Source organism: Streptosporangium sp. NBC_01639, from assembly GCF_045209755.1.
Classification (GTDB): domain Bacteria; phylum Actinomycetota; class Actinomycetes; order Streptosporangiales; family Streptosporangiaceae; genus Streptosporangium.
The window spans coordinates 1,527,048-1,546,584 of the sequence record NZ_CP109272.1 but is presented as its reverse complement, the minus strand read 5'-3'; the positions used below and the strand labels follow the sequence as shown (position 1 = coordinate 1,546,584).

The following is a 19,537-nucleotide window of genomic DNA, read 5'->3' as shown; positions in this document are numbered from 1 at the left end:
CCAACGTCGTCCCTTTGCTTGTCCACAGAAGCAAGACGACGGGAGGGATTCAATGCCTGCTGCCCACCTCGGCTTCCCCGAGCCCCAGGGCCTGTACCACCCCTCGAACGAGCACGACGCCTGTGGTGTCGCCATGGTCGCGGATGTCGCCGGACGCCGTAGTCACGACATCGTCGAGAAGGCTCTGACCGCGCTCTGCAATCTCGATCACCGAGGGGCTCAGGGTAGTGAGCCGGACACCGGCGACGGCGCCGGAATCCTGACGCAGATCCCCGATGCCTTCTTCCGCGCGGTGACGGCGTTCCCGCTGCCCGCCCCGGGCTCCTACGCCGCCGGCATGGCCTTCCTGCCCGCCGGCGCCGAGGCCCGCGAGGCCGCGGTGCGGATGATCGAGGAGATCGCGGCGGAGGAGGGCCTGACGGTCCTCGGCTGGCGCGAGGTGCCGGTCGACCGGGCTCTGCCCGGCCCGAGCGCCCGCGCGGTGATGCCGTTCTTCGGGCAGCTCTTCGTGAGCTCCCCGGGCGGCGAGAGCGGTCTGGAGCTGGACCGGCTGGCCTTCTGCCTGCGCAAGCGGGCCGAGCACGAGGCGGACGTCTACTTCCCGTCGCTGAGCGCCCGGACGCTTGTCTACAAGGGCATGCTCACCCCCGGCCAGGTCGAGGCGTTCTTCCCCGACCTGAGCGACGAGCGCTACGAGACCGCGATCTCGCTGGTCCACTCGCGCTTCTCCACCAACACCTTCCCGTCGTGGCCGCTGGCTCACCCCTACCGCTACGTCGCCCACAACGGTGAGATCAACACGGTCAAGGGCAACCGCAACTGGATGCGGGCCCGCGAGGCCATGCTGAAGTCCGCCGCCCTTCCGGGTGAGCTGTCGCGGCTCTTCCCGATCTGCGACCCCCAGGGCTCCGACACGGCCTCCTTCGACGAGACGCTGGAGCTGCTCCACCTCGCCGGCCGCAAGCTGCCGCACGCCGTGCTGATGATGATCCCCGAGGCGTGGGAGAACCACACCGAGATGGACCCCGCACGGCGGGCGTTCTACGAGTTCCACTCCACCCTCATGGAGGCCTGGGACGGCCCGGCCTCGATCACCTTCTCCGACGGCACCCTGGTCGGCGCGGTCCTCGACCGCAACGGCCTGCGTCCCGGCCGGTTCTGGGTCACCGCCGACGGCCTGGTCGTGCTGGCCTCCGAGGCGGGTGTGCTCGACATCGCGCCGCAGGACGTGGTCCGCAAGGGCCGCCTGCAGCCCGGCAGGATGTTCCTGATCGACACCGAGCTCGGCAAGATCATCGAAGATGACGAGATCAAGGCCGAGCTGGCCGCCGAGCTGCCCTACGGCGAGTGGCTGCACGCCGGGCTGGTCCGCTTCGAGGAGCTGCCCGCCCGTTCGCGCGAGATCCCGACGCACGAGGCGCTGATCAAGCGGCAGCAGACCTTCGGCTACACCGAGGAAGAGCTGCGGATCATCCTGTCGCCGATGGCCAAGGCGGGTGCCGAGCCGATCGGCTCGATGGGCACCGACACCCCGGTCGCGGTGCTCAGCGAGAAGCCCCGGCTCCTGTTCGACTACTTCAGCCAGCTGTTCGCGCAGGTCACCAACCCGCCGCTGGACGCCATCCGCGAGGAGCTCGTCACCTCCCTGGCCAGCACGCTCGGTCCCGAGGGCAACCTGCTGGACCCGGGCCCGGCCTCCTGCCGCCAGCTCGTGCTGCCGTACCCGGTGATCGACAACGACGAGCTCGCGAAGATCATCCACATCAACGACGAGGGCGCGCTGCCGGGCTTCCACCCGTATGTCGTCTCCGGCCTGTACGAGGTCGCCGGCGGCGGGGAGGCGATGCTGCACCGCATCGAGGAGATCCGCGCCGAGGTCTCGGCCGCGATCGAGGGCGGGGCGCGGATCATCGTGCTCTCCGACCGGGGCTCCTCCGGCGCCCTGGCGCCGATCCCGTCGCTGATGCTCACCGGCGCGGTCCACCACCACCTGATCGCCGAGAAGACCCGCACCCGGGCCGGCCTGGTCATCGAGACCGGTGAGGCCCGCGAGGCCCACCACATGGCACTCCTCGTCGGTTACGGCGCGGGCGCGGTCAACCCCTACCTCGCCATCGAGACCGTCGAGGACATGGTCGACTCCGGCGTCCTGAAGGTCGACAAGCACAAGGCCGTGCGCAACCTCATCAAGGCGTACGGCAAGGGCGTGCTGAAGGTCATGTCCAAGATGGGGGTGTCCACCGTCGCCTCCTACACCGGTGCGCAGATCTTCGAGGCGCTCGGTCTCGGCAAGGACGTCATCGACTCCTGCTTCGCCGGGACGACCTCCCGCCTGGGCGGCGTCGGCTTCGACGTCCTGGCGCAGGAGGTCGCGCTCCGCCACGGGCGGGCCTACCCGCGGGCCGAGAACGCCCACCGCCGCCTGGAGGTCGGCGGGGAGTACCAGTGGCGCCGCGAGGGCGAGCCGCACCTGTTCAACCCCGAGACCGTGTTCAAGCTGCAGCACGCCACCCGCTCGCGCCGTTACGAGATCTTCAAGGAGTACACCGGCCTGGTGGACTCCCAGGCCGAGAAGCTGATGACGCTGCGCGGCCTGTTCAAGTTCAGGGACGGCGTCCGCGAGCCGGTGCCGATCGACGAGGTCGAGCCGGTCTCCGAGATCGTCAAGCGGTTCTCCACCGGTGCGATGTCCTACGGCTCCATCTCGATGGAGGCGCACGAGACCATCGCGATCGCGATGAACCAGCTGGGCGGAAAGTCCAACACCGGTGAGGGCGGCGAGGACCCCGAGCGGCTCCACGACCCCGCCCGCCGTTCGGCCATCAAGCAGGTGGCCTCGGGCCGGTTCGGCGTGACGTCGGAATACCTGGTCAACGCCGACGACATCCAGATCAAGATGGCGCAGGGCGCCAAGCCCGGCGAGGGCGGCCAGCTGCCGGGCCACAAGGTCTACCCGTGGATCGCCAAGACCCGGCACTCCACCCCGGGCGTCGGCCTCATCTCGCCGCCGCCGCACCACGACATCTACTCCATCGAGGACCTCGCCCAGCTCATCCACGACCTGAAGAACGCCAACCCGGTCGCCCGCGTGCACGTCAAGCTCGTGGCCGAGGTCGGCGTCGGCACGGTCGCGGCGGGCGTGTCCAAGGCCCACGCGGACGTCGTGCTCATCTCCGGTCACGACGGAGGCACCGGCGCCTCCCCGCTGACCTCGCTGAAGCACGCGGGCGCCCCCTGGGAGCTCGGCCTGGCCGAGACCCAGCAGACGCTGCTGCTCAACGGCCTGCGCGACCGGATCGTCGTGCAGGTGGACGGCCAGCTCAAGACCGGCCGCGACGTGGTCGTCGCCGCGCTGCTCGGCGCCGAGGAGTACGGCTTCGCCACCGCCCCGCTGGTCGTCTCGGGCTGCGTGATGATGCGCGTCTGCCACCTGGACACCTGCCCGGTCGGCGTCGCCACCCAGAACCCCGAGCTGCGCAAGCGTTTCACCGGCAAGCCCGAGTTCGTGGTCAACTTCTTCGAGTTCATCGCCCAGGAGATCCGCGAACACCTCGCCGCGCTGGGCTTCCGCAGCCTGGACGAGGCCATCGGCCACGCCGAACTGCTGGACACCACCTCGGCCGAGCACCACTGGAAGGCCGCAGGGCTGGACCTGGCGCCGATCCTGCACCAGCCGGAACTGCCCGAGAGCGCCGCGCTCCGCCGTACCCAGGAGCAGGACCACGGGCTGGCGGCGGCGCTGGACCACACGCTGATCCAGCTCGCCGAGGGAGCGCTCAAGGAGGGCCGGCGGGTCACCCTGGAGCTGCCCATCCGCAACGTCAACCGCACGGTCGGCACCATGCTCGGCCACGAGGTGACCAAGCGGTACGGCGGAGCCGGGCTCCCCGACGACACCATCGAGGTCCGGTTCACCGGCTCGGCGGGCAACTCCTTCGGCGCCTTCGTGCCCAGGGGTGTCACGCTGCGGCTGACCGGCGACGCCAACGACTATCTCGGCAAGGGCCTGTCGGGCGGGCGGATCACGGTCCAGCCGCACGACGCGGCCCCGCTGGAGGGCAACATCATCGCCGGCAACGTCGGCCTGTACGGCGCGACCTCCGGCGAGGCGTTCGTCCGCGGCGTCATGGGGGAGCGGTTCTGCGTCCGCAACTCCGGCGCCACCGCGGTCGTCGAAGGAGTCGGCGACCACGGCTGCGAGTACATGACGGGCGGCAGGGTCGTCGTCCTGGGCCCGACCGGCCGTAACTTCGCGGCGGGCATGTCCGGCGGCGTCGCCTACCTGCTCGACCTCAACGCCGACCGGGTCAACCGCGAGATGGTGGAGATCGAGGCGCTGGACGAGGCGGAGTCGGAGACGCTGCGGGAGATCGTCGAGGCGCACCTGACGGAGACCGGTTCCACGGTCGCCAAGGCACTCCTCGCCGACTGGGACCCGGCCCGGTTCAGCAAGATCATGCCGACGGACTACAAGCGGGTCCTGCGGGCCGCCGAGGCCGCGCGCCTCGAAGGCCGTGACATCGACGAGGCGGTCATGGCCGCTGCGGTTCAGGGATAAGGGGGCATACCGATGGCCGACCCGAAGGGTTTCCTCACTCACGGACGCGCGCTGCCGGCGCGTCGCCCGGTCGACGTGCGCATCCGCGACTGGCGGGAGGTCTACCAGGACTTCCCCAAGCCGGAACTGACCAAGCAGGCCGCGCGCTGCATGGACTGCGGCATCCCGTTCTGCCACAACGGCTGCCCGCTGGGCAACCTCATCCCCGAGTGGAACGACCTGGTCTACCGCGACGACTGGCGCGAAGCCATCGAGCGCCTGCACGCCACCAACAACTTCCCGGAGTTCACCGGCCGGCTGTGCCCGGCGCCGTGTGAGGCGGCGTGCGTGCTCGGCATCAACTCCGACCCCGTCGCGATCAAGCGGGTCGAGGTCGAGATCATCGACCGTGCCTTCGACGAGGGCTGGGTCACCCCCCAGCTCCCGACGTCGAAGACCGGCAAGCGGGTCGCGGTCGTCGGGTCGGGCCCCGCGGGACTGGCCGCCGCCCAGCAGCTCACCAGGGCCGGGCACGACGTGGTGGTCTTCGAGCGCGCCGACCGGATCGGCGGCCTGCTCCGCTACGGAATCCCCGAGTTCAAGATGGAGAAGCGGCACATCGACCGCAGACTCGCGCAGATGCGGGCCGAGGGCACCGAGTTCCGTACCGGTGTCGACGTCGGCGTCGACATCACCGCGGCACAGCTGCGCGAGGAGTTCGACGCGATCGTCCTGGCGGGCGGCGCGACCCAGTGGCGGGATCTGCCCGTGGCCGGGCGCGAGCTGGGCGGGGTCCACCAGGCGATGGAGTATCTCCCGCCGTCGAACAAGGTCCAGGAGGGCGACTACCCGGTCTCGCCGATCAGCGCCGAGGGCAAGCACGTCGTCGTGATCGGCGGCGGCGACACCGGAGCCGACTGCATCGGCACCGCGATCCGCCAGGGCGCCGCGTCGGTGACCCAGCTGGAGATCATGCCCCAGCCTCCGGCGGACCGCCCGGGCAGTCAGCCGTGGCCCACGTTCCCCATCCTGTTCAAGATGGAGAGCGCCCACGAGGAGCTGGCCGACGGCGGCGGCGACCGGGTGTACGCGGTCTCCACCACCGAGTTCGTCGGTGACGCCGACGGCAACGTGCGGGCGCTGCGCCTGGTCGAGGTGGGGGGCCCGGCAGAGGGGTTCGCGCCGGTCCCCGGCACCGAGCGGGAGATCCCGGCGGAGCTGGTCACCCTGTCGATGGGCTTCGTCGGCCCGCAGAAGGCCGGTCTCCTGGAGGAGCTGGCCTCGGTCGCCGAGGGCGAGTTCTTCGACGCGCGGGGCAACGTCGCGCGGGACAAGGGCTACATGTCGTCGGTGGACGGCGTGTTCGTGGCCGGTGACGTGGGCCGCGGGCAGTCCCTGATCGTGTGGGCGATCGCCGAGGGCCGGTCGGCCGCCTCGGCGGCCGACCGCTACCTCACCGGCCAGACGGCCCTGCCGGTGGCCATCCCGCCGACCGCCCGTCCCCTGGTCTGATCGTCTACGGTGTTTCCGGTACGGCGCCGCTCGCCGTACCGGAAACAGGGTGGGAATCGGTGTTCAGGGTGTTATGCGGGTTATATCCCTGAAGAGGATTCTTTCTGGTGTAGGTCGATATGGGGGATAAATGAATCGGTGGAGTAGCCGTCTGACCAGTGCGGCGATGGGAGTGGCCTTGACGGGCACTCTCACGGTGGGGGCCCTGGCCGGCGGGACGGCAGCCGCCACCGCGCAGCTCCGCGACTATCTCGTCTTCTACGCCGACGGAGCCCGGGACCGGGCGGTCGCCGCGATCGAGAAGGACGGCGGCACCGCTCTGTCCACCGAGGCCAAGCTCGGCTACGTCGTCGCCCGGGGGCCGGGCGACGGGTTCATCGAAGACCTCTCCGCCAGCGACGCCGTCGCGGGCGTCTCCTCCGACCGCAGGATCGGTTCGGCGACCGCGTTCTCCGGCGCCGGCTCCCCGGGCCGCGCCCCCGCCTCCGACATCCGGGAGATCGTCTCTCCCGGTGAGGAGCCGCTGGCCGGGCGGCAGTGGGACATGAAGATGATGGGCGCCACCGCCGACGGCTCCTACGCCACCGCTCCCGGCAGCAAGAAGGTGCTGGTCGGCATCATCGACACCGGCGTGGACGGAGAGCACCCCGACATCGCCCCGAACTTCAACCGCGAGCTGAGCCGTAACTTCGTGACCGACCGGCCCAAGGACTCCGTGGGGGAGAACTTCGACGGTCCCTGCGAGTTCAAGGGGTGCAAGGACCCGGTCGACTGGGACGACGACGGCCACGGCACCCACGTCGCCAGCACGATCGGCTCGCCGATCAACGGCCTGGGCGTCGCCGGCGTCGCCCCGAACGTGTCCCTGGTCAACCTGCGCGCCGGCCAGGACTCCGGCACGTTCTTCCTCAAGCCCAGCCTCGACGCGCTCACCTACGCCGCGGACGCCGGGATCGACGTGGTCAACATGAGCTACTACGTCGACCCCTGGCTCTTCAACTGCGCCGCCAACCCCGCCGACTCCAAGGCCGAGCAACTCGAGCAGCGCGGTGTCATCACCGGCATGCAGCGCGCCCTGGACTACGCCCGTGCGCACGACGTCACCCTGATCAGCGCCCTCGGCAACGGCATGACCGACCTGGGCAGGCCCAAGGCCGACACCCTCAGCCCCGACTACCCGTCCGGTGCGGCGCGTCCGCGCAAGGTCGACAACTCCTGCATCAACGTCCCGGCCGAGTCCAAGGGCGTGATCTCGGTGTCGGCCCTCGGCGAGAGCGGGCGCAAGGCCTACTACTCCGACTACGGCGTCGAGCAGACGGACCTGTCGGCCCCCGGCGGCGACGAGTACGACGGCACCGGCGAGTCCGACATCACCCGGACCATCCTGGCCGCCGCCCCCGAGAAGGCGATGCGCACCCAGAACCTGATCGACGCCGACGGCCGGCCGAAGAGCCGCTCCGTGGTCCGCGACTGCCACGACGGCACCTGCGCCTACTACCACTATCTCGCGGGCACCTCCATGGCCGCGCCGCACGCCACCGGCGTCGCCGCCATCCTCATCAGCCGTTTCGGCAAGCCGGGCAAGGGCGGTGTCGCGATGCCGCCCGCCGACGTCGAGCGCCTGCTCTACGCCAGCGCGGTCAGGAAGCCCTGCCCCTCGCCGCACACCTACGTCTACCGGCTCGCGGGCCAGAAGATCCCCCAGACCTGTGAGGGCGGCACGGCGCGCAACGGTTTCTACGGCCGGGGCGTCGTCAGCGCCGCCGGGGCGGCCACGGTGGCGCCCCGGCGGTAGACGGCGGCGGAGGGCGTCAGGTGCCGCACCGGTAGAGGTCGCTCACCCCGTCGAGGGGAACCTGGGTGCAGTCGCGTCGCACCCAGGTGAGCCGGGGGTCGTCCTCGGCGCCCTGACCGGTGAAGCCTGACAACTGGACGAACCGCAGGTCGCCCGCCCCGACCAGCCGCTGGAGCCGTTCCAGGCTCACCGCTTGATCCGTGGCGTTGTAACCGCCCATCGCGATCACGTCCTCGCCCGTCGCGATGATGTACGGCGCGGCGCCCGTCGCCGACAGGGTGGCGAGCAGGATCCGGGCCCCGTCCCGGTGGGCGGTGACGTGGTCCAGCACGCTCCGCTGCGACGCGGTCAACGTCCCGTCGGCCACGCCCCACGTGGACAGGCCCCCGCCGCCGCCCGGAAGGCCGCCCCACGCGGCCGGCCCCCCGCCGGTGCCGTCCGTCCTCCAGCCACCCGGGCGGCCCCCGCCGCGCCCGGGAACGCCCCGTCCGGGGCCCATTCCGCCGCCGAAACCCGTCTGCGGCCCGGCCGACGGATTGACCCCGTCGGTGCCGTCCGGCCCGTTGAGAGGCTCGGCCGCCGACCACGCCGCCGGTGCGGCCAGTAGGGCCACGGCCGCCGCCGCGACGGAGACCGCCGCGATCCGCAGCGCGCGCGGGCGGGACGCGCCCAGCAGGAACCGGCCCGCCGGCAGACCGGCCGCTCCCAGCGCCCCGGCCGTCGCGATCAGCGGGGTCAGCCACGGCAGCCAGTCCGGCGTCCGCCGTACCAGCACCAGAGCCCACAGCGCGGTGACCCCCACCGCCACCGGCAGCAGCGCCCAGGCCGCTCCCACCGGCCGCAGGTACAGCCGCCACATCGTCACCGCGCCCGCCCCCGTCAGCGCGGCGACCGCCGGGCCGAGCTGCGTGGTGTAGTACGGGTGGAAGATGCCCTCGGCGAAGCTGAAGACCGCCCAGCACAGCGCCAGCCAGCCGCCCCACAGCACCCACCCCGCCCGGACCGGGCCGGCCGGCGCGGTGCCGTCCGGTGTCCCGTCCCCGTCAGGGGCGTCCGGCCGGCCCCGTGTGACGGCCATGACGACCGCCGCGACCAGGGCCGTCACGCAGAAGGGCAGCAGCCAGCCGATCTGACCGGCCACCTGGTCGTTGAACAGCCGGTCCCATCCGGGGTCGCCGCCCATGCTCGGTCCCGCGTTCCCCAGCCCCGTCCCGGCTCCGTCGCGTGTTCCGAGCACCCGCCCCAGGCCGTTGTAGCCGATCACCAGGTCCCAGGCTCCGCCGTCCCTGCTGCCGCCGATGTACGGCTTGGCCCCCGGCCACAGATCGACCGCCACCACCCACGCCAGCGACACGGCCACCATGACCCCGCCGGCGGCGGCGGCCTGCCACAGCCGCCGCCACGACGGCCGGACCACGAGCCAGGCCGCGAACAGGGCCGGGGCCACCAGCCAGGCCTGCAGCATCTTGGCGGTGAACGCCAGTCCCACCAGCGCGCCGGCCGCGAGCAGCCAGCGCGGCCGGTCGCCCCGGACGGCGCGCGTCGCCGCGTAGGCCGCGCACACCAGCAGCAGGACCAGCAACGTGTCCGGGTTGTCGTCGCGGTTCACCGCCACCGTGACCGGCGTCAGCGCCAGCACCACCGCCGAGATCGAGGCCGCCGCCGGGCCCGCCCAGCGCAGCACGGCCCGGTGCAGGACGGCGACCGCCAGCACCCCCTCGGCGACCTGCGGCACGATGAGCGCCCAGCCGTGGTAGCCGAACACCCGCACCGACAGCGCCTGCACCCACAGCGCGCCCGGCGGTTTGTCCACGGTCGAGACACCCAGCGGGTCGAATGCCCCGAAGAAGAAGTTCGACCAGCTCTGGCTCATCGAGCGGGCCGCCGCCGCGTAGTAGGAGTTGCCGTATCCCATCGAGCCCAGCGCCCAGCCGTACAGCACCCCGCCCAGCGCACACGCCGCGACCAGCGCCCATCTCGACCACCGTGGCTCTCTCCGCACGTCCATGGGCACACCCTCGGGAAAACCCCTCAACGCGCCCTTGGCCCCGCATGAGGATGCGATGAGAACTCTTCGGAATGTTCCGAGGCCGGTTCGCCGCCCAGCAGGAGGCCGGGTAGCGTAATGTCACCGAGTTTTTCATCTGCGCCATGACCAACGTAACAACCGAGTGGTCTGTACCAATTAGGGTGGGACCCGTGACCCGTCGTGCGAAAATCGTCTGTACTCTCGGCCCTGCCACCTCCTCTCCCGAACGCCTCCGCGAGCTCATCGTCGCAGGCATGGACGTGGCCCGTTTCAACCTCAGCCATGGCAGCCACGAGCTGCACAAGGAGGTCTACGACAGGGTGAGGGAGGTCGCCGCCGAACTCGGCCGCGGCGTGGGCGTGCTGGCGGACCTGCAGGGTCCCAAGATCAGAGTGGGCAGATTCGAGGAGGGCCCGGTCCGCCTGGGCTTCGGTGACGTCTTCACCATCACCACCGAAGAGGTCCCCGGCGACCGCGATCAGGTCTCCACCACCTACCTGGGCCTGCATAACGACGTCAAGCCGGGCGACAGCATCCTCGTCGACGACGGCCGCGTCCACCTGGAGGTGACCAGGGTCGACGGCCCGCGCGTCACCACCCGCGTGATCATCGGCGGCATGATCTCCGACAACAAGGGCCTCAACCTGCCCGGCGTCAACGTCAGCGCGCCCGCCCTCACCGACAAGGACGAGACCGACCTGCGCTGGGCACTGCGCACCGGTTTCGACCTGATCGCGCTCTCCTTCGTCCGCCGTCCCTCCGACGCCGACGTGGTGCGCAACATCATGGAGCAGGAGGCCGTCCGCCTTCCGCTGCTCGCCAAGATCGAGAAGCCGCAGGCCGTGGATCGGCTCCCCGAGATCATCGAAGCGTTCGACGGCATCATGGTCGCCCGCGGCGACCTCGGCGTCGAGCTGCCCCTCGAAGAGGTGCCGATCGTGCAGCGGCGGGCCATCGAGCTCTGCCGCGAGAAGGCCCGCCCGGTCATCGTCGCCACCCAGATGCTCGACTCGATGATCAGCGCGCCGCGCCCCACCCGTGCCGAGGCCTCCGACGTCGCCTACGCGGTCATGGACGGCGCCGACGCGGTCATGCTGTCCGGGGAGACCTCGGTCGGCAACTACCCCATCGAGTCCGTGGAGACGATGAGCCGCATCGCGACCACCGCGGAGAAGACCTGGCTGCAGGCCACCCACAGCCTCGACCGGCTGCCGGAGACCACCGGCGGGGCCATCGCCCGCGCCGCGGCCGAGGTCGGCGCCATCGTCGGCGCCAAGGCCCTGGTCGCGTTCACCATGTCCGGTGAGACCGCCCGCCGCCTGGCGCGCTACCGGTCGCCGATCCCGCTGCTGGCCTTCACCTCCGCCCCGCACGTCCGCAACCAGCTCGCGCTGACCTGGGGCGTGGAGACCTTCGAGGTGCCGTTCGTCCACCACACCGACGACATGGTCCGCCAGGTCGAGGCGTCCCTGCTGGCCAACGCGCGTCTGGAGAAAGGCGACAAGGTGGTCATCGTCGCCGGTTCGCCTCCCGGGACAGCCGGCTCCACCAACGCTCTGCGCGTCCACACCATCGGCGCGGCCGTCTCGCACCCGGCCTGACCTCTTCATCGGATACGGCCACCGCCCCGGCCTGATCTCCTTTTCGGATACGGCCACCGCCTCGGCGGTGGCCGTATCCGCATGTTGAGCCACGTTGATCGCGCTGCGTAGCAGCAAAGGCCGAAAAATACGGTCTTGTGGTGTCCCGAACCCCTGTCAGAGGATCAGCACATGGCGTGCGCGGCGATACGCCCGAGGTCTGAGCGAAGGGTGCCGGATGGTGCAGAGCGGTCGACCGGAGGAAGACCGGCGAGACGACGGCGCGGGCGGCGCACCAGGCCGTCCCGGGCAGGTCGCCGGGGGTGCGGACAGGGTCGCCGCGATGATCGAGGCCCGGCTCGGCCGGGCGGTCGACCCCGACGAGAACTTCTTCGAGGCCGGGCTCAACTCGATGGCCCTGGTCGAGCTCCACGCGGAGATCACCGGCGTGTTCGGGATCGACATTCCGGTCACCTCCATGTTCACCCGGCCCAATGTGCGGGCGCTCAGCCGTCTCGTCGAAGGCTCGCAGGAGCCGGGCAGGAACGACCTCACGCGACCACGCCCGACCGGTGGCAGCCGTAGGGACGTCCGCGCGCGCATCCGCAGGGACGGCGGGACGTCTCGGTGACGGGCGGCGCGCCGATCGCGGTGATCGGTGTGGGACCCTGCGCGCCGCTCACGGCCGGAACCGTCGAGGCCGCGCTGGAGGACGCCGGGCACGACCCCGCGGCGCCGCCGGGCGTGCTGGGCGTCCACGAGGAGGCGGCGGAGGCGTGCCGGTCGCTGAGCTCCGGCCACTGCGACGTGGTGGTCACCCGCGCCGGAACGGCCCTGGCCGGCCTCGGCCCGCCGGACGCCGTGATCGTGCTCAGGAGACGGGACGACGCGCTGCTCGACGGTGACTTCGTCCGCGCCGTGCTCGGCTTTTCCGGACCCGGCGGTTCTCCCGGACCCGGCGGTTCTCCCGGACCCGGCGGTTCTCCCGGACCCGGCGGCTCTTCCGGACCCGGCGGTCCTCCGGGGCGGCCGACGGTGGAGAAGGGCTTCGCGCCGGTCCATCTGCCCGCCGGCACCCGGCCTCGTGTGGTTGTGTGGTCCGGCCGTACGGCCGAGGAGGCCGAGAGCGTACGGCAGAGCCTGGCCGGCTTCTTCGCGGCTCTCGGTGAGGCCCGGTTCGCCGACGCCGTGGCCACCCTGCAGCGAGGCCGTACACCGCGACCGGTGCGGGGGGCCGTCGTCTGTTCCACCGCCGCCGCGACCGCGACCGCCCTCGCCGGTGCCCGGACCCCGGGTGAGGCCGCCGGTAGCGCCTCGAAGGTGCGGTTTCACTTCCCCTCGGGTGGCACGGGTCGGCTGGGAGCCGGGCTGTACGGGACCGAACGGCTGTTCAGCGAGACGATGGACGTCTGCCTGGAGGAGTTCGAGCGGCACGGGATCGATCTTTACGACGGATGGCTCGCCGGAGACCGGGACGACGGACCCGTCACGTTCGCCGTGACCTACTCCCTGGCCACCACTGTGGCGGGCTGGGGGGTCACCGCCTGGAGTTGCACGGGTGAGGGGGCGGGTGAGATCGCCGCCGCCGCCTTCTCGGGAACACTCGATTTCGACGAGGCGGTCGCCCGGGTGGCGGCCGGTCTCCTCCCGCCCGGCGGGACGGCCGTGCGGCCGGGGGACGGAGAGGCCCCCGCGCCGACCGGTGGCGGCCCGGAGCCTTCGGGCAGCGGGTCCGACGGGGAGAGGGCAGCGGGGACACCACCCGGCGGTACGGCCGGCACGCTCGTCCTCGGTGCCGATCCGATCCGTCACCGAGCGGGCGGCCCCGTGTTCACCTGCGGGGACGACCGCCAGGGCCTGCTCACCGCGCTCGCCCGGCTGTGGACGCTCGGCTGCCCGGTGGACTGGGTGGCGCTCGACCCCGACCACCCCCTGCAGCGGATGCCGGTCCCCACGACGCTCCGTCCCGCCCACCTCACAGCGGCCCCGGAGCTGGCAGCGCCTCTCGTCTCCGCGCCGCCGACCCACGACGCGGCCCCGGCGGTGTCCGACCGGCCGCACGCCGCACACGAGTATGCGGGATCGCCGGAGCCGGTGGAGGGCTCGGTGGTGTCCGGTGGGGTGCGGTCCGGGCGCGGGTCTGAGGGGCTGCCGGAGCCGGTGGGGGGCTCGGTGGTGTCCGGTGGGGTGCGCTCCGGGCGCGGGCTTGATGGGCTGCCGGAGCCGATGGAGGCGGTGCGCGGGCTGGGCGCCGTTCCCTACTCGTTCTGGGTGCTGGAGCACCTGGCGGGGGCGAGCGGGGTGTCCAACCTGGCGGTGGCGTTCAGAACCCGCGAGCCGTTGCGCTCGTTCCCGCTGCGGAACGCGGTGAACCGCCTGGTCAAGCGGCACCCCGCGCTGCGTCTGAGGTTCCCCGAGGTGGACGGCGTGCCCGTCCGGCACCTCACCGCCCCGCAGGACGCGAAGATCGCGCTGACCGGCGGGCAGACGACCGAGGAGACGATGGTCGCCGATCTTCAGGCGTTCCTGGACGAGCCCTTCGACCTGGCCCGTGACCTGCTGTTCCGGGCGGCCCACTTCACGCTGCCCGACGGGGCGGGCAGCGTGGTCTGCCTGGTCGGCCATCACATCGTCATCGACGCGACGTCGATACAGTCGCTGGTGGAGGAGCTGGGCGGCTTCTACGACGCGCAGACGGGCCAGGACCCGCTGCCCGCCGCGCTCGCGGGCACCGCTCCGATGCTGGAGCCGCAGGAGGCCTCACCCGAGTCGCTCGCCTACTGGCTCGACCGGCTCGACGGGGTCGACCCCGGGGCCATGGTGCTGCCGGGCAGCCGCCCCTCGCCCGCCCGGCCGACGTTCGCCGGGCACACCTGCTCGTGGGAGGTGGACGCGCCGACGCGGCAGGCACTGGACACCCTGCGCGTCAGGCTGCGCACCACCGACAACATCGTGCTGGCCAGTGCCTTCCTGCTGGCCCTGCGCGGCCACGGCGCCGGTCCCGAACTGGTCGCCGGAGTGCCGGTCTCCACCAGGACGGCCGCGACACGCGGCCACGTCGGATACGGCGTGAGCACGCTGCCGCTGCGGGTCCGGACGGATCCGGACGAAGGATTCGCGGCTCTGGTCAGGCGGGTCGAGGACGCCTTCCTCGAAGGGGTCGAGCACGCCGACGCGTCAGTGGAGGCCGTGCTGGTCGTGCGCGGCCACGGCACCGGGGACTGGCGGGTGCCGCTCTTCCGGCACATGTTCAACTACCGGCCGTGGACCGACGAGCAGGTCCGCATCCGCGGCGCCGTGCCCGAGTACGTCGAGGACCTGTTCGACCGCAGCCGCCTGGATCTGCAGTGCATCGCCGTACAGGAGCCGGACCGGCTGACGGTCCGGGTATGGCACAGCACGGAGGTTCACGACGAGGCCGAGGTCGCCGCGTTCGTCGCCCGGATGACCTCGCTGCTCCGGCAGGCCGCGGAGGACGCCGAGCGGCCGCAGCGTGAGCTGGAGGCGTTCTCGGCGGCGGACCGGGAGCTGCTCGGCCGGTTGAACGACACGGCCCGCCGGTGGGACGGTCCGCCCACGCTGCTGGAGCGGATCGCCGCCCACCGGGGTACAGCGGTCCGCGACGGCGACCGGGAGGTCACCTACGACGAACTGCTGGCCTCGGCGGCGGCCGTCAGGGACGCGCTGGTCACCCGTGGGGTCGGGCGCGGCGACATCGTGGCACTCGGCCTGGGGCGGTCGGCGGAGATGGTGGCCGCCGTACTCGGCGTGTGGGCGGCCGGAGCGGCCTACCTCCCGCTGGACCCCCGCCAGCCTGAGCTGCGCCTCTCCTACCAGGTGGAGGACTCCGGGGCCCGGCTGGTCATCGCCGCCTCCGAGGTCTCCTGGGCGGGACAGACCCCCGTCCTCACCGTTTCCAGCGCACCTGACCGTCTTTACGGCGCTGACCCCGTTTCCGGTGGTATGCGTGGGGTATGCGATATTTCTGAGGGTTCTGGGGCGGTCAGTGCTTCCGGTCCCGGTGACGGGTCTGCGTCCGCCACCGGGACCGGGTCCACTTCCGGCGGCGCGTCCGTGTCCTTCACCGAGCTCGGGACCGGAGCCGGCCGCGGGTTCACCTCGGTCCCGCTCACTGCCGGCGACCTCGCCTACGTGATCTACACCTCGGGGTCCACCGGGCTTCCCAAGGGGGTGGCCGTCACCCACGGCAACCTGGCCAACCTCGTCCTGGATTTCGCGGAGCGGCTGGGACTGGACGCCGCGGCCCCGGTGCTGTGGTCGACCACCACGTCGTTCGACATCTCGGCACTGGAGCTGATGCTCCCGCTCACCCTGGGCGCCACCCTGGTCGTGGCCTCCGACGGGCACCAGCTCCAGCCGCGCGAATTCCTTGAGCTCGTCGCGGACCGGGACGTGCGCGTCGTGCAGGCCACGCCGACGGCCTGGCGGCTCATCGCCCCGGAGGCGGCCGGTGAGCTGGCCGGGCGGATCGTGCTGTGCGGTGGGGAGCCGATGCCCGCCGCGCTCGCCAGGGACCTGCTCGGGCTGGGCTGCTGGCTGTTCAACGTCTACGGGCCGACCGAGACGACCATCTGGTCCACCGCCGCGGAGATCTCCGGCGTCCCGCGGGACCCGGTGCCGATCGGGGTGCCGCTGGCCAACACACGGATCTTCATCAGGGACGCGGACGGGCGCGAGGCCCCGCCCGGCGTCCCCGGAGAGCTGTGCGTCGCGGGCGCCGGGGTGAGCGCCGGGTATGTCAACCGGCCCGAGCTCACCGCCGAGCGGTTCGGCGAGCACCCCCGCCACGGCCGCTTCTACCGGACCGGTGACCTGGCCAGGATCAGGCACGACGCCACCGTCGAGCTGCTCGGCCGCGACGACCGCCAGGTCAAGCTGCGCGGGCACCGGATCGAGCTCGGCGAGGTCGAGGCGGTGCTGCACGGCCACGACGGCGTCAAGGTCGCGGCGGTCGTCGTCCACGACGACAGGCTGATGGCGTTCGTGCAGCCCACCCACCTGCCCGACGGCGAGGCGGCGGCCGCCGTGCGGGAGGAGCTGTGGCGCTACGCCAGGACCCGGCTGCCGGACTACGCGGTCCCCTCGGGGATCGTGCTCGTCGAAGGTCTCCCGGAGACCGCCAACGGAAAGATCGACTACCGGGGGCTGGCCGTACCCGAGGAGGACCGCGTGCCGGATTCTCCGGCCGTGTCCGGCTCGGAGCTCGCCGGGGGCATCCTGCGGCTCTGGCGGGAGGCGCTGGGCCGCCCGGGACTGGGCGAGCACGACAACTTCTTCCTCAACGGAGGCCATTCGGTGCTCGCCGTACGGCTGATCACACCGCTGGAGGAGCTCGCCGGGCGGCCGATCACCGTGCGGGCCGTCTTCGACCACCCCACCCCGGCCGAGCTGGCGGCGTTCCTCAAGGAGGTTCGATGAGCGCGCCGTGGTTCGTGCCGGTGGGGGAGCGGGCCGAGGGCCGGGTCCGGCTCTACGTCTTCCCGAACGCGGGCGGGGGTCCCGCGTCCCTCACCGAGCTGGCCGCGGGGTTCCCTCCCGAGGTCGGGGTGTGGGCGGTGAACCTGCCGGGCAGGCAGGCCCGGCTGGCCGAGCCGCCGCTGACCGACCTGCACGAACTGGTCGACCTGCTGGCCCGCGACCTGCTGGCGACCGCGCGCCGGCCGTACGCGCTGTTCGGCTACTGCAGCGGCGCGCTCCTGGCCTACCTGGTCTGCCGCCGCCTGGCCGAGCTGTCGCCGCCGCCCGGCCCCGGAGCGCCGCCCGCCCTCGGAGCGCCCCCGGGGCCCGAGCGGCTGCTGGTCGGCTCGTTCGCCGCCCCCGACGTCGCCCTGCTGCTGCGCAGGCTGCCGTCCCTGCCGTCGTGGCTGTTCTGGGAGCAGCTGATCGAGCTCGGCGGGGTCCCGGCGGAGGTGGCCGGGCGCGAAGCGCTCAGACCGGTCCTGGAACCCGCGCTCCGTGCCGACTTCGGCATGCTCGCGGGCTACCGGCACCACCCGGGGCCGCCGCTGCCCACCCCGATCACCGTCCTGTACGGCAAACGTGACGGCTCCGTGTCACGGGGCGGGCTGCTCGGCTGGCGCAGGCAGAGCGTCTCCAGGCCGTCGCTGCGCGAGCTCGACGCCTCCCACTGGCTGGCCGAGGAGACCCCCGACCGGCTCGCCGCCGTCATCGCAGAGGAGATCGGATGCGCCTGGGCTACAGCATGAGCTACTGGGGCGGGGCCGGCCTCGGTCCCGCCGACCACCTCACCCTGGTCCGCGAGGCCGAGCGGCTGGGGTACGACTCGGTGTGGGCGGCCGAGACCTACGGCACCGACCCGGCCGCCCTGATGGCCTGGGTCGCCGGCCGTACCGAGCGGATCGGCCTGGGCACCGGGGTGCTGCAGATGTCGGGGCGCAAACCCGTGGTGGCGGCGATGGCGGCCGCCACGATCGACCAGGTCTCCGGCGGCCGGGCCCGGCTGGGCGTGGGAGTGTCCGGCCCGCAGGTCGTGGAGGGCTGGCACGGGGAGCCCTTCGACCGGCCGGTGGGCCGGGCCCGCGACTACCTGTCGGTGCTGCGGCTGGCCCTGGCCGGGCGGCCGGTGAGCTACTCGGGCGCGACCATGACGCTGCCGTTGCCCGGCGGCCAGGGCAAGGAGCTCTCTCTCGCCGTGTCCCCGGTCCAGGACCGGCTGCCCGTCTACCTGGCCGCCATGGGCCCGGAGACGACCGCGCTCGCCGGCGAGCTGGCCGACGGGTGGCTGGCGATCCACTTCCCGCCTGAACACCTGGCCGAGCGTACGGCGCAGCTGCGCCGGGGCGCGGAGCGGGCGGGCCGGAGCCTGGACGGCTTCGACGTTGCCCCGATGGTGCTGACCCTGGTCGACGAGGACGAGGAGCTGGCCTTCGACATGATGCGGCCGATGCTCGCGCTCTATCTGGGCGGCATGGGCTCGCGCCGGACCAACTTCTACAACCGCCTGGCCCGCTCCCTCGGCTTCGAGAAGGAGGCCGAGGCGGTCCAGGAGGCGTTTCTGGGCGGGCGGCAGGGAGAGGCGATGTCCCTGCTCCCGGACGCGCTGGTCGACGCGATGACGATGTGCGGGCCGGTGGGCAAGTTGCGCGAGCGGGTGGCCGCCTACCGCGAGGCGGGGGCGACCAGCCTGATCGTCGGCCTGGTCACCCCCACCCTGCGGCTCCGCCTGGAGCAGTTGGAGCTGGTCGCGGAGCTGACCGCCTGACGGACCGGTCCGCGGAAGGTCGCGGCGGGGGCTCCCGGCGCTATGGCGCGGTCCTGGACTTTCCGAGGAGCGCGCGGCGGCCGTACGGAACACCGCCGCCGTCGGCATCCCGGATCCTCGGCCGGAGCTCCTGAATCCGCCGGCCGCGGCGGGCGGCACGGCCGGTCTCAGGGTTTCAGGGTCACCCTGACCCCGTCGGAGAACATCGAATCGTGGAGTTCGATCGTTGTGATCTCCTTGCCCCTCGGCACGTCGAAGGCGACCACGCCGCTCACCTTGCCCCCGGGTTTGATCTCCTCGTAGAGGCTCTTGGACCTCGGATCGGAGGTGACGGCGCTGCTGTCGGCCAGGAACTCGTTGCCCTCGTCGTCCGACAGCTTCTGGTTGTCGCCGAAGAAGATCCGGGCCTCGCCGCCGATGTTCCGTACGGTGAGGTGCACGAGAACGAACCTCCCCCTGGCCTTCCGGGCGAGAGGCCCGTCGCCCACGCTGGACGCCGTGGAGACCTTGGTGACGGTGAACTCGAACGAGCCCTCCCGCACCTTCTTGCCGATGCCGGTCGCTCGGGACTTCGACGGCGGATCCATCGGTTCGCCGAAGGTGTACCTGCCGCAGTTGCCGCCGCAGCCGACGGCGGTGACGACGACGCCGGCCAGAGTGATCAGACTGATCACTCCGGCGGCGACCGTCAGCCGGGTGCGCCTGCCCGGACGGGAGCGTTTACCGGAGGGCGCGGGGCGAGGGTGGGACTGCTGGGGGACGGGTGGCCGCTGCGGAACTTGTCCTTGGGAGTCGGGCATCGGGGGCTCCAAAAGGAGAGGTGCTCGTGCCGTGGCAACAC

The 19,537-nt window shown here is 72.1% G+C and carries 10 protein-coding genes; 8 read left to right on the top strand and 2 right to left on the bottom strand.

Annotated features, from left to right (window positions below; all coding sequences use genetic code 11):
• The first annotated feature begins 52 nt into the window (after nucleotides 1-52).
• The 3 genes from gltB (at nucleotide 53) to OHA77_RS06790 (ending at nucleotide 7,844) form a co-directional block, all read left to right on the top strand.
• Nucleotides 53-4,558: a glutamate synthase large subunit gene (gltB, locus tag OHA77_RS06800; RefSeq protein ID WP_406316892.1), complete on the top strand. Its 4,506-nt coding sequence runs from the start codon at nucleotides 53-55 to the stop codon at nucleotides 4,556-4,558.
• A gap of 12 nt (nucleotides 4,559-4,570) precedes the next feature.
• Nucleotides 4,571-6,049, top strand: a complete 1,479-nt coding sequence (locus OHA77_RS06795; protein WP_406316890.1) for a glutamate synthase subunit beta — start codon at nucleotides 4,571-4,573, stop codon at nucleotides 6,047-6,049.
• Between the two features lie 172 nt (nucleotides 6,050-6,221).
• Nucleotides 6,222-7,844 (top strand): S8 family peptidase, encoded by a 1,623-nt coding sequence (locus OHA77_RS06790; RefSeq protein WP_406319780.1) that lies wholly within the window; start codon nucleotides 6,222-6,224, stop codon nucleotides 7,842-7,844.
• A gap of 16 nt (nucleotides 7,845-7,860) precedes the next feature.
• Here OHA77_RS06790 and OHA77_RS06785 read toward each other — a convergent pair whose 3' ends face one another.
• Nucleotides 7,861-9,852, bottom strand: coding sequence for an ArnT family glycosyltransferase (locus OHA77_RS06785; RefSeq protein ID WP_406316889.1), 1,992 nt, complete (start codon nucleotides 9,850-9,852; stop codon nucleotides 7,861-7,863).
• A 191-nt stretch (nucleotides 9,853-10,043) separates the two neighbouring features.
• Here OHA77_RS06785 and pyk point away from each other — a divergent pair, with 191 nt between their 5' ends.
• The 5 genes from pyk to OHA77_RS06760 all read left to right on the top strand — a co-directional run bounded on the left by pyk (nucleotide 10,044) and on the right by OHA77_RS06760 (nucleotide 18,696).
• The gene (pyk, locus tag OHA77_RS06780) at nucleotides 10,044-11,474 is read left to right on the top strand and encodes a pyruvate kinase (RefSeq protein ID WP_326821523.1); all 1,431 of its coding nucleotides are present in this window, start codon (nucleotides 10,044-10,046) and stop codon (nucleotides 11,472-11,474) included.
• A 217-nt stretch (nucleotides 11,475-11,691) separates the two neighbouring features.
• Entirely contained in the window at nucleotides 11,692-12,084 is a 393-nt protein-coding gene (locus OHA77_RS06775; RefSeq protein ID WP_406316887.1) for an acyl carrier protein, read from the top strand.
• Nucleotides 12,081-16,892 carry a non-ribosomal peptide synthetase gene (locus OHA77_RS06770; RefSeq protein ID WP_406316885.1) on the top strand — a complete coding sequence of 1,604 codons (4,812 nt, stop codon included), beginning with the start codon at nucleotides 12,081-12,083 and terminating at the stop codon, nucleotides 16,890-16,892. The genes OHA77_RS06775 and OHA77_RS06770 overlap by 4 nt, the downstream gene beginning before the upstream one ends.
• Nucleotides 16,889-17,680: a thioesterase II family protein gene (locus OHA77_RS06765; RefSeq protein ID WP_406316884.1), complete on the top strand. Its 792-nt coding sequence runs from the start codon at nucleotides 16,889-16,891 to the stop codon at nucleotides 17,678-17,680. The genes OHA77_RS06770 and OHA77_RS06765 overlap by 4 nt, the downstream gene beginning before the upstream one ends.
• A complete protein-coding gene (locus OHA77_RS06760) occupies nucleotides 17,659-18,696 on the top strand; it encodes an LLM class F420-dependent oxidoreductase (protein ID WP_406316883.1) in 1,038 nt (345 codons plus the stop codon). The genes OHA77_RS06765 and OHA77_RS06760 overlap by 22 nt, the downstream gene beginning before the upstream one ends.
• 167 nt (nucleotides 18,697-18,863) lie before the next feature.
• Here OHA77_RS06760 and OHA77_RS06755 read toward each other — a convergent pair whose 3' ends face one another.
• Nucleotides 18,864-19,496 (bottom strand): DUF4352 domain-containing protein, encoded by a 633-nt coding sequence (locus tag OHA77_RS06755; protein ID WP_406316882.1) that lies wholly within the window; start codon nucleotides 19,494-19,496, stop codon nucleotides 18,864-18,866.
• Between the last annotated feature and the right edge of the window lie 41 nt (nucleotides 19,497-19,537).

Coding starts and splice junctions, on each gene's coding strand:
- gltB (WP_406316892.1), top strand. CDS start 53: ATGCCTGCTGCCCACCTCGGCTTCCCCGAGCCCCAGGGCCTGTACCAC.
- OHA77_RS06795 (WP_406316890.1), top strand. CDS start 4,571: ATGGCCGACCCGAAGGGTTTCCTCACTCACGGACGCGCGCTGCCGGCG.
- OHA77_RS06785 (WP_406316889.1), bottom strand. CDS start 9,852: ATGGACGTGCGGAGAGAGCCACGGTGGTCGAGATGGGCGCTGGTCGCG.
- OHA77_RS06775 (WP_406316887.1), top strand. CDS start 11,692: ATGGTGCAGAGCGGTCGACCGGAGGAAGACCGGCGAGACGACGGCGCG.
- OHA77_RS06765 (WP_406316884.1), top strand. CDS start 16,889: ATGAGCGCGCCGTGGTTCGTGCCGGTGGGGGAGCGGGCCGAGGGCCGG.
- OHA77_RS06760 (WP_406316883.1), top strand. CDS start 17,659: ATGCGCCTGGGCTACAGCATGAGCTACTGGGGCGGGGCCGGCCTCGGT.
- OHA77_RS06755 (WP_406316882.1), bottom strand. CDS start 19,496: ATGCCCGACTCCCAAGGACAAGTTCCGCAGCGGCCACCCGTCCCCCAG.